This window comes from Polaromonas sp. P1_E11 (genome assembly GCF_056405995.1).
This window is the reverse complement of sequence record NZ_JBFUBA010000005.1, coordinates 25630-37775: the sequence shown is the minus strand read 5'-3', so window position 1 is coordinate 37775 and position 12146 is coordinate 25630. Positions and strand designations below refer to the sequence as shown.

14 protein-coding genes are annotated in these 12146 nt (G+C 63.8%); 2 read left to right on the top strand and 12 right to left on the bottom strand.

Annotation, left to right across the window (positions count from 1 at the left end):
- Nucleotides 1–66 precede the first annotated feature (66 nt).
- From AC1D11_RS17380 to AC1D11_RS17350, 7 genes are all read right to left on the bottom strand, one after another.
- Nucleotides 67–684 carry a DUF2238 domain-containing protein gene (locus AC1D11_RS17380; RefSeq protein ID WP_477647138.1) on the bottom strand — a complete coding sequence of 206 codons (618 nt, stop codon included), beginning with the start codon at nt 682–684 and terminating at the stop codon, nt 67–69.
- Nucleotides 681–1154 carry an OsmC family protein gene (locus tag AC1D11_RS17375; protein WP_477647137.1) on the bottom strand — a complete coding sequence of 158 codons (474 nt, stop codon included), beginning with the start codon at nt 1152–1154 and terminating at the stop codon, nt 681–683. The genes AC1D11_RS17380 and AC1D11_RS17375 overlap by 4 nt, the downstream gene beginning before the upstream one ends.
- A 15-nt stretch (nt 1155–1169) precedes the next feature.
- A complete protein-coding gene (locus AC1D11_RS17370) occupies nt 1170–2102 on the bottom strand; it encodes an alpha/beta fold hydrolase (protein WP_477647136.1) in 933 nt (310 codons plus the stop codon).
- Between the two features lie 34 nt (nt 2103–2136).
- Nucleotides 2137–2625 (bottom strand): nuclear transport factor 2 family protein, encoded by a 489-nt coding sequence (locus AC1D11_RS17365; protein ID WP_477647135.1) that lies wholly within the window; start codon nt 2623–2625, stop codon nt 2137–2139.
- Nucleotides 2626–2710: 85 nt separating this feature from the next.
- Nucleotides 2711–3169 carry a CinA family protein gene (locus AC1D11_RS17360; protein ID WP_477647226.1) on the bottom strand — a complete coding sequence of 153 codons (459 nt, stop codon included), beginning with the start codon at nt 3167–3169 and terminating at the stop codon, nt 2711–2713.
- Nucleotides 3170–3222: 53 nt separating this feature from the next.
- Nucleotides 3223–3759 carry a phosphatidylglycerophosphatase A family protein gene (locus AC1D11_RS17355; protein ID WP_477647225.1) on the bottom strand — a complete coding sequence of 179 codons (537 nt, stop codon included), beginning with the start codon at nt 3757–3759 and terminating at the stop codon, nt 3223–3225.
- 5 nt (nt 3760–3764) lie between these two features.
- Nucleotides 3765–4679, bottom strand: a complete 915-nt coding sequence (locus tag AC1D11_RS17350; protein ID WP_477647134.1) for a LysR family transcriptional regulator — start codon at nt 4677–4679, stop codon at nt 3765–3767.
- Nucleotides 4680–4826: 147 nt separating this feature from the next.
- Here AC1D11_RS17350 and AC1D11_RS17345 point away from each other — a divergent pair, with 147 nt between their 5' ends.
- Nucleotides 4827–5018 carry a hypothetical protein gene (locus AC1D11_RS17345; protein WP_477647133.1) on the top strand — a complete coding sequence of 64 codons (192 nt, stop codon included), beginning with the start codon at nt 4827–4829 and terminating at the stop codon, nt 5016–5018.
- A gap of 42 nt (nt 5019–5060) precedes the next feature.
- On the opposite strand, the gene thiL is transcribed toward AC1D11_RS17345, so the two are convergent.
- The 5 genes from thiL to apaG form a co-directional block, all read right to left on the bottom strand.
- A complete protein-coding gene (gene thiL / locus AC1D11_RS17340; protein WP_477647132.1) occupies nt 5061–6053 on the bottom strand; it encodes a thiamine-phosphate kinase in 993 nt (330 codons plus the stop codon).
- A gap of 60 nt (nt 6054–6113) precedes the next feature.
- Nucleotides 6114–7253, bottom strand: coding sequence for a YbdK family carboxylate-amine ligase (locus tag AC1D11_RS17335; RefSeq protein WP_477647131.1), 1140 nt, complete (start codon nt 7251–7253; stop codon nt 6114–6116).
- Nucleotides 7243–8502 carry a cation:proton antiporter gene (locus AC1D11_RS17330; protein WP_477647130.1) on the bottom strand — a complete coding sequence of 420 codons (1260 nt, stop codon included), beginning with the start codon at nt 8500–8502 and terminating at the stop codon, nt 7243–7245. The genes AC1D11_RS17335 and AC1D11_RS17330 overlap by 11 nt, the downstream gene beginning before the upstream one ends.
- A gap of 400 nt (nt 8503–8902) precedes the next feature.
- Nucleotides 8903–10864 carry a site-specific recombinase gene (locus AC1D11_RS17325; RefSeq protein ID WP_477647129.1) on the bottom strand — a complete coding sequence of 654 codons (1962 nt, stop codon included), beginning with the start codon at nt 10862–10864 and terminating at the stop codon, nt 8903–8905.
- Nucleotides 10865–10885: 21 nt separating this feature from the next.
- The gene (apaG, locus tag AC1D11_RS17320; protein WP_477647224.1) at nt 10886–11281 is read right to left on the bottom strand and encodes a Co2+/Mg2+ efflux protein ApaG; all 396 of its coding nucleotides are present in this window, start codon (nt 11279–11281) and stop codon (nt 10886–10888) included.
- 97 nt (nt 11282–11378) lie between these two features.
- Here apaG and rpe point away from each other — a divergent pair, with 97 nt between their 5' ends.
- Entirely contained in the window at nt 11379–12074 is a 696-nt protein-coding gene (gene rpe, locus AC1D11_RS17315; RefSeq protein ID WP_477647128.1) for a ribulose-phosphate 3-epimerase, read from the top strand.
- The last annotated feature ends 72 nt before the right edge of the window (nt 12075–12146 follow it).

Sequence of the window (12146 nt, the reverse complement as noted above, 5' to 3'; positions counted from 1 at the left end):
TTCATCCGATTGCTATGAATTCAATAGCGACTTGCGCCCGGCCTGATTGCCCTGTGGACCAAATACCTACAAACCCGACAGCTTGCGCATTTGCCGGTCATGCCATCGGCCCAGCAGCGTGATCGTCACCGCAGCTCCGATCAAGGCCATGAACATGTCCGATTGCGTGTCCCAGGGGTCCCCCTGGGTTCCCAGAAATTCATCCGCGCCCTGACCCAGCGCCAGGGCCGCCCACCACTCCACCAGCTCATACACCGCGCTGATGGCCATGGCCACGCACACCGACAAAAACCCCGCCATGCGGCGGCTGCCCAGGTAGCCGCGCTGCAGCAATACCTCGCGCGCCACCATCGCAGGCACCAGCCCCTGCATGAAGTGGCCGACCTTGTCGTAAGGGTTGCGGCCCAGGTGAAACATGTCCTGCAGCCAGAAACCCGGCGGCACCCTGGCATAGGTGTAGGCGCCACCCACGATCAGCACCAGCATGTGCAGCGCAATCAGCACGTACAGCAAGGTCGTCAGCGGGTAGCGCCGGCCCGTGGCCAGCAGCACCGGTGCGGCGATGACGGCAGGCGCCACCTCGAGCATCCAGGTGCCGCGGTCATACGGCGCCATACCCGACCACACCAGCGCGGCCAGTACCAGCAGGCCGAGAGCGACCAGCAGCGGCCTGCGGTCAGTCATGCGCCGCCATACACAGGCTCGCAGCGCACATCGGTTTTCACCGAGTTGGCGATGAAGCAGGCGTCGTGGGCCTCATGGTGCAGCTTGTCGATCTCGGCGCGTGTCGGCATGCGTTCACCGGCAAACGCCACCTCGGGCCGCAAGGTGACGGTGGTCATGGCGATTTTTCCTTCCGCGTTCTTTTCCATCACGCCACTGGCCGCATCAAAGTAGCGTGTCACGGAAAACCTGCGTTTGGCTGCGATCGACAAAAACCACAGCATGTGGCAGCTCGACAGCGAGGCGACGAATGCCTCTTCCGGGTCCATGGCCGATGCGTCCGACATCGGCAGGGGCACCACATGTGGTGAAGAAGAGCCCGGCACTTCGAGGCCGCCGTCGAAGCGGATCAGATGCCTGCGGCTGTAGCGGTTTCCCGGGAAATCACCGCCATTGATTTCCCACAAAACCTCTGCCGTGTAAGTCGACATGGCCGTCCCTTGAAGTCAGCGAAAGAAGTTGTGCAGCGCGGTGGCCGTCGCCACGGGCTGTTCCTCGGGGATGAAGTGGCCCGCCGGCATGGCATGGCCCGAAACCTCGCCGCTGCATTGCGCCTCCCACAGCGCCAGCGGGTCGAACATCCGGTGCACTACACCGCGTTCGCCCCACAGGAGCAGCAAATCGCAGGTCACCTTCAGGTGCTGCGCGCGGCTTTCGCGGTCATGGTCCAGGTCAATCCCGGCGCTGGCCCGGTAGTCTTCGCAGGCCGCATGCAGCGCTTCGGCGTTGCAAAAGCAGCGCTCGTATTCGGCCAGGGCCTGCGGCTCGATGTAATTGAGGCCCGCGCTGCCCCAGCCGCCGAGCTTGGCGTGCAGGTAGGCCCTGGCTGTTTCAGGATGGTTGGCGCCCATCATGATTTCGGGCAGCGGCGCCGGCTGCAACATATGGAACCAGTGGTAATAGGCACGCGCAAACGCCATGTAGGGCTGCGTCATGCTGCGGCCTTCGTACATGTCCAGTGTGGGGGCAATGTCGATGATGCAGAGTTTTTGCACGCGTGCCGCATAGTCCAGCGCCAGCCGGTGTGCCACGCGTCCGCCGCGGTCGTGGCCGCAGAGGTAAAAGCGGTCCACACCCAGTGCATCCATCACGCCGACCATGTCGTGCGCCATGTTGCGTTTGCTGTAGTTGCTATGGTCGGGCAGGCCCGCGGTTTTGGAAGAGTCTCCGTAACCGCGCAGGTCGGGCATGACCAGGAAGTAGTGTTTTGCCAGGCGTTGCGCCACGCGGTGCCACATCACATGCGACTGCGGGAACCCATGCAGCAGCAACAGGGCCGGGCGCAGCGGATCACCCGGCACGACCCGGGAAAACCGCGCGTTGATGGACGCGCCGTTGACCTCGAAGCTGCGTGATTCAAAACCGTCAAACCAGGACATGAAAACTCCCGTTCAAATCAACTCTTGCGCGGGCTTAGTGTCGCGTCACCAGGTATTTTTGCAGATTCGCCGCCGCCTGCGCGCGCACCTTGTTGCGCAGGAAAGGCGTCCAGCCCAGCAGCAGGCCGGGTGCACCCAGCGCCTGCCGCGACCAGGTCCAGAAATCAAAGTGATCACGGTGCCGCGTGATCAGGCCCTGTTCATTGAATTCAAACGCGCCGTCAATGCTGTTGTGCACCATGCGCCCGGTGGCGCTGAAGCGGTAGTAGGCATCCCAGTGTGATTTTCCCGTGCTCGCGCCGGCTTCCAGCCCGCTGTAGGTGAGTTTCCAGACATCCATGCCCTTGGCTTTTGTGGCGTCGCACAGCATGTGCCACATGCCGGTGACCTCGCGGTGCCCCCGCAGTGAAAACGCCGCGTCGTCGAAAGCGACGTCCGGGGCGTAGCAGGTCGCCATGGTGTCGGAATCCAGCCGTGCGAAGGCGGCGTAAAACTTCTCGAGGGTGGCCTGGTTGGGGTGCATGGTGTCTCCTGGGTGGTTGTTTTCGGGTGGCCTGGCGGCTTCGCGACTCTATAGCGCTTCGGTTTGTGCCGGCGTCGCTCACGCGTCAGCCGGCTTCGCGCAGCAATTGCAGCAGCCGCTGCAGCGCGTGCTTCACCGTGGCGCTGCGCACCGCGGCCCGGTCGCCGTCAAAGCGCCGGACTTCCGACACCAGCCGGCCGGGCAGCGCAAAACCAAACCATACCGTGCCGACAGGCTTGGCGGCACTGCCGCCCGTCGGGCCGGCCACTCCGGTGACGGCCACGGACACCTGCGCGTGCGAGCGGGCCAAGGCGCCGGAGGCCATCGCACGGGCCACTTCTTCGCTGACGGCTCCGTGCCCGGCAATCAGCGCAGCGTCTACACCCAGCAGTTCGTTTTTCGCTTCGTTGGAATAGGTGACAAAGCCCCGCTCGAACCAGGCACTGGAGCCCGCCAGGTCGGTGCACGCGGCCGAGATCATGCCGCCGGTGCAGCTTTCGGCCGTGGCGAGCCTCCAGCCTTTTTTGAGCAATAAATCGGCCATCAAGCCAATAGATACGGGCGCAAGCAGCTCCTCTTTTGATAGCAAATCACTGCTCACCAGAACCTCCAGAAGGCGATCACCAGCAGGGCGCAGAACGCCGCCACGAAGTCGTCAAACAAGATGCCGAAGCCGCCGCGCCAGCTAAAGCCCTTGAAAGCCTGATCCGCCCATGCCACCGGGCCGGGCTTCACGGCGTCAAAAAAGCGGAACAGCAAAAACGCGGCGAGCTGCGCTTCGAAGCCCGCCGGCATGACCAGCCACAACACCAGCCAGAAGGCCACCACCTCGTCCCAGACGATGTTGCCGGGGTCGAGCACGTTCATGGCCTTCGCGGTGACGGTGCAGGCCCACCAGCCAATCAGGGTAGAGGCGGCAATCAGCCAGCCCATGTCGGCCGGCGACAGCCATTGCTGCAGCACCAGAAAGGCCAGCCATGCCCACAGTGTGCCGGCCGTGCCGGGTGCCACCGGGCTCAGGCCCGAGCCGAAACCAAGGGCGATGAAATGCGCAGGATGCGACAGCAGGAACCGGACATTGGGCCGGAACCGCGGTGGGCTGGGGGCTTCTGATGGGGGAGTGAGTTCGGACATGGGGATCATGAGGCTGGGGCCGCGCTGGTTTTTTCCAGCCATTCGGCCCAATGGTCGATGCAGGCCTTGATTTTGGGCAGGCGGTGGCGGTTGGTAAGTGTCACGGCGTAAATCGGGCTGGGTTGTTCGTCGACAAAGTCCGCAAGCACCGGGACGAGCAAGCCCTGGCGCACCAGCGGTTCGGCGACCAGCGTGGCGCAACGTGAAATACCCAGCCCCTGTAGCGTCAGCGTGGCGGTCATGCCGGTATTGTCGGATCGCCAGGATGCCTTGGGCACGATCACGCTGGGTTTTCCGTCAATCAAGAAGGGCCAGTGGTTGAGCATGGGCACGCCGCTGTTGGTGATCAGCCGGTGGCTGTGCAATTCGTCGGGGTGCCTGGGTGTTCCGTAGGCCTGAAGATAGCCCGGCGCGGCATACAGCCTCCGGCCCAGCGCACCGATTTGCCGTGCAACGACCGTGTCGGTTACCGGCGTACCGGTGCGAATCGCGATGTCGATGCCGTCGCGCGCCATGTCCACCAGCCGGTCTTCCACCTGGAGGTCCACGCACAGCTGCGGATGGCGCTGGTGCAGGCTGTCAAAACTGGGCGCCAGGAGGTACTGGGCGACCACCGTGCTGGCCGCCACACGCACCCACCCGGTGGCTTGACGCGACTGACTGGCAAATTCGCCTTCCAGCTCGTCGAGCGTTCCCACTATACGGCGGCAGTACTGCAGAAAGGTTTCGCCCTCGGCGGTGGGCGCCAAACCGTGCGTGGAGCGATGGATAAGGCGTGTACCGCAGGCTTTTTCGATGCGGCTCAGGCTGCGCGAAACCTGGCTTACCGGCACGTCGCGTTCGCGGGCAACGGCCGAGAGGGTGCCCAGCTCGGCCACGCGGGCAAAGAGGAGCATGTCGTCGAAGCCAAGGTTGCGCATGGGCCAATGGTAACCAGTACAAGGCCTGCGGGCGGCTTTGCAGCCAGCGCAAGACCCATTTGCGGGCCATGCCGTTTCCGGCGGGCCGTGCTTTTCCTACAGTGCTTTCACCCCGTAACAAACCCCGGGGCAGAAAAGGAAACCATCATGAACCACCCCAACCAGCTTGACGAGTACAACCGGCTGATCGATCTGGCCGGGCTGCGTGCCAGGCAACTACGCCGCGAGGCCGTGGAGAATTTCGGCCATGGGGCCGCGCCGGCCGCCCTGCGGGCCGCAACCCGGTTTGTACAGAGCCTGGCGCGCCACGCCCGGCTGCGCAAACAGACCGGGACCTGAACCACGCCGGTGCCGGCGCGCAGACGCTTTGTCTTCCCTTGTCTATTTCCCGGCAAAGTGATCAAAGGAGGAGAAGCGCTGCGAAACAGCTTTTCCTTGTGCATCAATCAGCCGAAGGCCTGGCTGGGAGTCGATGTGCCCGATGCGGGTGACAGGGGTGGCGGTGAGGCTTGCAGCCGCCTGCACGGCCTCACGCGAGGCCGGCGGCGCAGTGAAGGCGAGCTCATAGTCGTCCCCGCCGGCCAGCACGTATTCCAGCTGCTTTTCATGAGAAATTGTGCCTTGTGGCCAATCAGGACGAGCGCTAGCAGCTATCAAATTCATAGTGGATGAGGTGTCTATCGTGGCACCGGTGCCGGACGTTTTGAGGATGTGCTGGAGGTCACCCAGCAGGCCATCGCTCACGTCGATGGCAGCCGAAGCAATCCCCCGCAAAGCCAGGCCGAGGGAGACGCGGGGCGTGGGCTGTTCAAGCCGCTGACGGGCCTGAGAGAGGATTTCTGCAGGCAGGGCCAGGGTTCCGCGCAGTGCTTCCAGGGCAAGCCGGGCGTCGCCCAGCGTGCCGCTGACGTAGATGTCGTCGCCGGGTTTTGCGCCGGAGCGCAGCAGTGCCTGGCTCTTGCTGTTGATCACAGGCACCTCGCCGAACACCGTGATGCAGATGTTGAGCGGGCCCTGGGTGGTGTCGCCGCCCACCAGTTCACAGCCGTGCGCGTCGGCCAGCGCCAGCAGGCCCTGCGAAAACGCGGCCAGCCAGGCCTCGTCGATACGGGGCAAGGCCAGGGCCAGTGTGAATGCCAGGGGCTGGGCGCCGCAGGCGGCCAGGTCGCTGAGATTGACGGCCAGCGCCTTGTGGCCCAGCGTAAAAGGATCCACCTCCGCAAAGAAATGCCGCCCCTCGACCAGCATGTCGCTGGAGATGGCCAGCTGTGTGCCGGGCGCGGGCTGCAGCAATGCGCAGTCGTCACCGACACCCAGGGCGGCCCGGCCGGCGGGACGCGTGAAATAGCGTGCGATCAGGTCAAATTCACCCATACGCCGAGCATACAGGCCTGTGAACGGGTTCCAGGGCTGCTGCTGCCCGGCAAAGCCGGATCAGGGGTGCTGCTGGTGCGTGACGCCACCGCGGAAACGGTCGGCCGCCTGGCGTATGACTTCGGCCAGCAGGTGCTCCTCGCCCTGCTTCTCACGCAGCCAGCGGGCGTCGTTGTCGGCACGTTCCACGCTGTTGCGCAGCAGGTGCAGCGATGCACCGGCGCCCATGCCGGTGGCATGGCGTTCAATCTGCGCCATGGTCAGCAGGATGTGCTCGCGCAGCGGCATGTGGCCGCCGGTGGCCGGGTCGACATAGACCGCGTCCAGCCCGAAGCGGCAGGCCTGGAAGCGGTTATAGGTGTAGACCAGGTAGTCGTCTTCGGTCGGCATGAAGGGTTGTTCGTGCATGAACCAGGAGGCCAGCGACTGCACAAAACCGGCCAGGGCGGTGGCACGCTCCACCGTGAGTGGCGTGTCGAACACGCGGATCTCGATGGTGCCGAACTCCGGCTTGGGGCGGATGTCCCAGTAAAAGTCCTTCATGCTCTTGACCACGCCTGTGCGCGTCATCTTGTCGAAGTAGACGGTGAAGTCGTCCCATGTCAGGGCAAACGGCGCACGGCCCGACAGCGGAAAGGCGAACACGGAGTTGAGCCGCGCCGAATCAAACGCCGTGTCTTGCCCCTGCACATAGGGTGAAGACGCCGACAGGGCGATGAAGTGCGGTATGTAGCGCGACATGCGGTGCAGCGTCAGCAAGGCGCTGTCGGCATCGGGGCAGCCCACGTGCACGTGCTGGCCGAAGATCGTGAACTGCTTTGAAAGGTAGCCGTACAGTTCCGACAGTTCGCGAAAGCGCGGCTTGTCGTAAATGCGGCGCTCGTGCCATTGCTGGAACGGATGCGTTCCGCCGCCCACCACCGCAATGTTGAGCTTGTCGGCGCTCTTGACGAGCGCGTCGCGAATCTGCGAAAGCTGGCCCAGCACCTCAGAGGCGTTATGGCACACACCGGTCGAGATCTCGATCATGCTGGACGTCATCTCCGGCACCACAGCGCCGGGCAGCGGAATTTTGGACATCAGGCGCAGCATGTCTTCGGCATACGGCGCGAGGTCGTAGTCGTGGGTATTGACGAGCTGCAGTTCCAGCTCGACACCCAGCGAGAGGGCCGCGGATTTCTGGAAAGGTTCAAGACTCATGAACAGGTCCTGTGGAAGGGCTGCGTGTGAGCGGCGCCCAGGGTTTGGAGCTTTCGCCCGAGCGGTGGATGGCCACGGTGGCAAGCACGGCGCCCAGCACTTCCATCAGCAAGATCGCAGGCAGGGCCACACTGGCAATCTGGCGTCCGGTGGCGCCCGAGGCCGCCGCAAACTGTGAGACCAGCAGCAGCGCCACCGATGACATCGGCGACATCGCGCAGCCCACCCAGAGGGCCTGCTTCCAGCTGGCGCCGCTGCCCACGTTGCCGATGGCGACACCGGCAATCTTGGCAACCATGCGGGCCACCACCATGCCGATGACCAGCCCGGCGACGGGCCCGCTCCAGTCTGCTTGCGCGGCCACCACGGAGACCAGCACAAACATCAACATGGTCAGCATCGACGAGGCCGTGCCCATCTGCCGTGGCCAGGACCAGGGACGCGGGTTGAGTTGCTTGAGCAGCATGCCGCCCAGCAAAGCTGCCAGCGGCGCCGAGCCGCCGAAGTGGGCTGCCAGCGCCGCACCTGTGGCGATCAGTGCCAGCAGCAGGATGGCGGTGTTTTCACTGGTGGGGCTCATTACCCGCAGGGCGGTGCGCAGGGTGAGGGCGAGCACAGCACCGACCACGACAGACAGGCCCAGCACCACCAGCACTGCATAGAGCGGGCTTGACAGTGCGGCCTCGCCTCGCGGCATCAGGCTCGCGCGGGCGCTGCACAATGTGAGGGCATACAGGGTGCCCAGCGTCGACAGCACCAGGGCGCGTTCTGTCACCGGTCCGGCAGCACGTGTGTCGATCGCCACGCGCGAGAGAACAGCCGGTGACGCGGCCATGGCCAGCAGCGCGAGCGACTCCGCAACGATCTCGCGCACGCCCAGCTTGTTCAGGGCCCAGTGGACAAAAACATAGGTAAGGGCAGATTCGGCCAGGCTTTGCACCAGCACCATGGGGTTGTGGCGAAACCAGCGCAGCGGAATGCGCCCGCCCGCTTCAAACAGCACCACCGCAACGCCCAGTTCCAGCAGGAAAAGCCCGGTGCCCTGCAATGGCCACACGGCGCCGGTAAAACCCGCCAGTCCGGCCAGCCCGCCCACGAGTGAATAACCAATGACCTTGGGCAGGCCGGTGTAGCGGTTGGCGAGGTGGCCGGCAGCAGCCGCCACCGCCAGCAGGACGGACCATTGCACAGTCGGCAAACCTGCCGACGGCTTGATCCACTCAGCCCATATGGCCAGGATTTCGTTCATACGGGGTTGTCTCCACTGTCGTCAGGACTTCTTCTACAAGCATGCCCTGTGTCTGCGGCATGTTGCGCGTTGAGTGGCCAGCCTTGGCAGCATGAAGCCCGGTGGTGTTCCTGAAAAGAAACGTTGCATTAATTTACAGGCACCTCGCGGCAGGGGCTGTAGGACAAGGCCTGAACATGAAGCACACCCCTATCGGGCTCACTGCGTGTAGCCCTTTCCCCCTTGCAGGGGACGGCGCCTGCGGCCCGGCAAAGCCGGTTCCGCGGCCCCTGCTTGCTTGAAGAGTTCAGTGCGCACAACCGGTGGTGCCGCGGGACTGGCTTTGCCAGACCGCAGGCGCCGTCCCCTCGAGGGGAGAACAGGCTACACGCAGTGAGCCTGGACAGGGGGGAGCCAGTTTCTAGGGCATGAAGAAGCTGCGCGGGTGGCTGCGCAGGCGTGCCCAGATGGCGATGCGTATGCGGGCGCGGTCGAGGTTGCTCACGTTGTGGGCCTGCAGTGCCAGGCGAAACGCCAGGTAAAAACTCACGCCGAGGTTGAGCGCGCCTATCAGGGGAATGGCAAGAATGCAGGACCAGATTTGCCAGTGCCGGAATGCTTCGAGCCCGAGAGAGGCGCCGGCCGCCGCCAGTTGTCCGGTTGACAGGGTGACGTGGCGGGCCTGGAGTTCAAGCCCGAAGAAACCGGTGAAGGCCGGTATGAGGCCGAGCATGAAACCCAGTGCGATGTTGGACGCGAAACCCGAAATGTTGTCGCGCATGAAGCCGGACCAGCGCGCAGCGCGCTCGCTGCCCAGCACGGAAGTGATGCGCGGGTTGTGGCGCATCGCCGAGTCAAGATGATGCAGTACAAACCAGTTCTCGGTCCAGCCTCCGATCATGCTGGCTGCGAACAGGATGCCGCCGGTGAACCCGGCCCACAGCAGGGCGGGGCCCATCACGGTGAGGGTCTCCAGCACATGGTGCGCGTCGGCCACGCTGATCATGGGCCGGCCCAGGACGACCTGGATCAGCGTGTTGACGAGCAGCACGGCCGGCACGACCATGAATACATTGCCGCAGACCGCCGCAACTTGCGAACGCACCAGGTGCGTCACCTCGTCGACGAACGCTTCAATGGGGCCGGTCGTATCGGCCGAGCCGATGTCCTTGAGCTTGGCCGCCATCGCCGGCGCGGTCATCGCGGGCTGCTTGGTGGCCAATGTGAAATGCAGCAGCTGGATGACGACAAAGCTGCCGGCATAGACGACGCTGGACCAGAAGCCGCCCCAGAAGGCAGAAAGCCCGACGGCGACGACCATGAATTTCAGGAGCGTGGTGAAGGCGGTGATCGCTCCGCCGCCCATGGCCTTGCCCAGCATTTCGCGGTATTCCTCGCGGGTACGGGTGATGTAGGTTTCCCCGGTCTCCGCGCTGCGCTCAGCCATCTTGGCCGACAGCAGCGTGGAGTTGGCGCTGATCAGCGCGCCTATGCTTTTGCTCTCCTGCGCCGTGATGACGCGGCGCGTCAGCAATTTCAGCGCAGCCATGCCGGGTTTGGCCGAAAGCAGGGCGTCCAGCAGTTCGCGCACGCGCAGGATGCGTTCGCGCAACTGGCGCAGGCGAAACACCATGCCTACGGAGATGCCGTGGTCTTCAAGGTGCACGTAGATGCTGTTGACGGCCTGACGGCAGGCGTCCAGCCGTTCTCGGTACTGTGCGACCGCGGATTGCAGCTGGGCATCGTCCCGGTCGGGCTTGAAGAACGCGTTACGCAGCTCGTCGATATCAGCGGGCAAGGCATGGAAGGCCCGGGCGTGTGGCGTGGCCCGGTTCATGCGCAGACGCAGCTCCGGCGCAAAACCAGTGGCGCGAATCTGCGCGGTGCAATACGTCAGGGCGTCCATCAGGCTGTATTGCCAGTGCAGTGCATCGAGCTTTGGGCTGGCCGACAACAGTTGCGTCAGGCGGCTGATCTGGGCATCTTCCAGTGCGCCCATCCACTGGGCATCGAAACGCGTGGGCGCTACCAGGGGGAAAAGCTCCGAAGCATCGGTGGTTTCGGGCGTTCCGGGAAGCAGCTTGCGGCGCAGGCGTTCGGCCAGCTCGCTGACAAACGCCGTGCGCGGTGCAAAGCCGAAGTCGGCCAGCAAGGTGGTGATGTCAACGGTCTGCATCAGCGTTTGCCACCAGGCTTGCAGCCGTGTGCGCACTTCGGGCTGCATCTCCACGGCATCCATCAACGCCTGTACCCGTGACACGGCCGCAGGCACGGAAGTCTGGTCGCCGCGAATCCACTCGAAAAGCTTGATCAGCCAGACGTGGCGGCGGGCCAGATCGGCGTCGGGGTCGAGCGCCTTCAGGAGGGAAGCAAGATCCTTCATCAGCCGGTCAAACCCATCCGTTCAGTGCAGCACCCGGCCGTGCGGAGTGCTGCCGTTGTGTGCTTCCAGAACGAACATGTGAATGGGGGCGTCAAAACGTTCGCCGTCTTCGGCAACACAAAAATAGCTGCCGTGCATGGTGCCGGTGGGCGTGCGCAGGCGCGATCCGCTGGTGTACTGAAACGACTCGCCCGGCTTGAGCAGTGGCTGGTGGCCCACAACGCCGAGCCCCTTGACTTCCTCGTTGTGGCCGTTGGCGTCGCTGATGATCCAGTGCCGGGAAATCAGCTGGGCGGTCACGTCGCCGGTGTTGGTCACCGTCACGGTATAGGAAAACCCGTAGACGTGGTCTTCCGGGGCCGACTGGTCGGGCTGGTATTGCGGAACGACTTCGCAGGAGAACTGGTATTTGGGCATGGCAGGTAAACGGTTGGCGTCCATGTTAACCGCCTGCCCGGGAGGCTGCCATGCGTGCGGGCATGACGCGGCCGCGGCTTGCTGCGACAATCCGGCCATGCCTAAAAACACGCCGCCTACTTACCGGATCGCCCCCTCCATTTTGTCCGCCGACTTCGCCCGGCTGGGTGACGAGATCAAAGCCGTGATTGCTGCAGGAGCCGACTGGATCCACTTCGACGTCATGGACAATCACTATGTGCCCAACCTGACCTTTGGGCCGATGATTTGCCAGGCGCTCAAGCCCCATGCAAAAAAAGCTGATGGCACTGCCGTGCCGGTGGATGTCCACCTGATGGTGCAGCCCGTCGATGCACTGGCTGCAGCCTTTGCCGATGCAGGTGCCGACTTCATCAGTTTTCACCCCGACGCGTCGGGCCATGTGCACCGTAGCGTGCAGGCCATCAAGGCAAAGGGGTGCAAAGCAGGACTGGTGTTCAACCCGGCTTCGCCGCTGGACGTGCTGGACTGGGTGATTGAGGACATTGATCTCATCCTGATCATGAGCGTCAATCCGGGCTTTGGCGGACAAAGCTTTATTGACTCCGCGCTGCGCAAAATAGAAGATGCGAGAAAACGCATTGACGCTTCGGGAAAAGACATTCGCCTGGAAGTCGACGGGGGCATCAAGACCGACAATATCGCGCGCGTGGCATCGGCCGGTGCCGATACCTTTGTCGCGGGAAGCGCGATTTTCGGGAAACCCGACTACAGGGCGGTGATTGACGCCATGCGGGTGGAGCTGGTGAAATAAGGCAGACTGCAACGATGCAGACCCCTGTCTCCCATATCTCTCTGCCCGAAAACCGGTAGGGCCGCAACTGGC

Excerpts from the sequence above, each read along its gene's own strand:
- AC1D11_RS17380 (WP_477647138.1), bottom strand. The coding sequence starts at position 684 with ATGACTGACCGCAGGCCGCTGCTGGTCGCTCTCGGCCTGCTGGTACTG.
- AC1D11_RS17375 (WP_477647137.1), bottom strand. The coding sequence starts at position 1,154 with ATGTCGACTTACACGGCAGAGGTTTTGTGGGAAATCAATGGCGGTGAT.
- AC1D11_RS17370 (WP_477647136.1), bottom strand. The coding sequence starts at position 2,102 with ATGTCCTGGTTTGACGGTTTTGAATCACGCAGCTTCGAGGTCAACGGC.
- AC1D11_RS17365 (WP_477647135.1), bottom strand. The coding sequence starts at position 2,625 with ATGCACCCCAACCAGGCCACCCTCGAGAAGTTTTACGCCGCCTTCGCA.
- AC1D11_RS17360 (WP_477647226.1), bottom strand. The coding sequence starts at position 3,169 with ATGGCCGATTTATTGCTCAAAAAAGGCTGGAGGCTCGCCACGGCCGAA.
- AC1D11_RS17355 (WP_477647225.1), bottom strand. The coding sequence starts at position 3,759 with ATGTCCGAACTCACTCCCCCATCAGAAGCCCCCAGCCCACCGCGGTTC.
- AC1D11_RS17350 (WP_477647134.1), bottom strand. The coding sequence starts at position 4,679 with ATGCGCAACCTTGGCTTCGACGACATGCTCCTCTTTGCCCGCGTGGCC.
- AC1D11_RS17345 (WP_477647133.1), top strand. The coding sequence starts at position 4,827 with ATGAACCACCCCAACCAGCTTGACGAGTACAACCGGCTGATCGATCTG.
- thiL (WP_477647132.1), bottom strand. The coding sequence starts at position 6,053 with ATGGGTGAATTTGACCTGATCGCACGCTATTTCACGCGTCCCGCCGGC.
- AC1D11_RS17335 (WP_477647131.1), bottom strand. The coding sequence starts at position 7,253 with ATGAGTCTTGAACCTTTCCAGAAATCCGCGGCCCTCTCGCTGGGTGTC.
- AC1D11_RS17330 (WP_477647130.1), bottom strand. The coding sequence starts at position 8,502 with ATGAACGAAATCCTGGCCATATGGGCTGAGTGGATCAAGCCGTCGGCA.
- AC1D11_RS17325 (WP_477647129.1), bottom strand. The coding sequence starts at position 10,864 with ATGAAGGATCTTGCTTCCCTCCTGAAGGCGCTCGACCCCGACGCCGAT.
- apaG (WP_477647224.1), bottom strand. The coding sequence starts at position 11,281 with ATGCCCAAATACCAGTTCTCCTGCGAAGTCGTTCCGCAATACCAGCCC.
- rpe (WP_477647128.1), top strand. The coding sequence starts at position 11,379 with ATGCCTAAAAACACGCCGCCTACTTACCGGATCGCCCCCTCCATTTTG.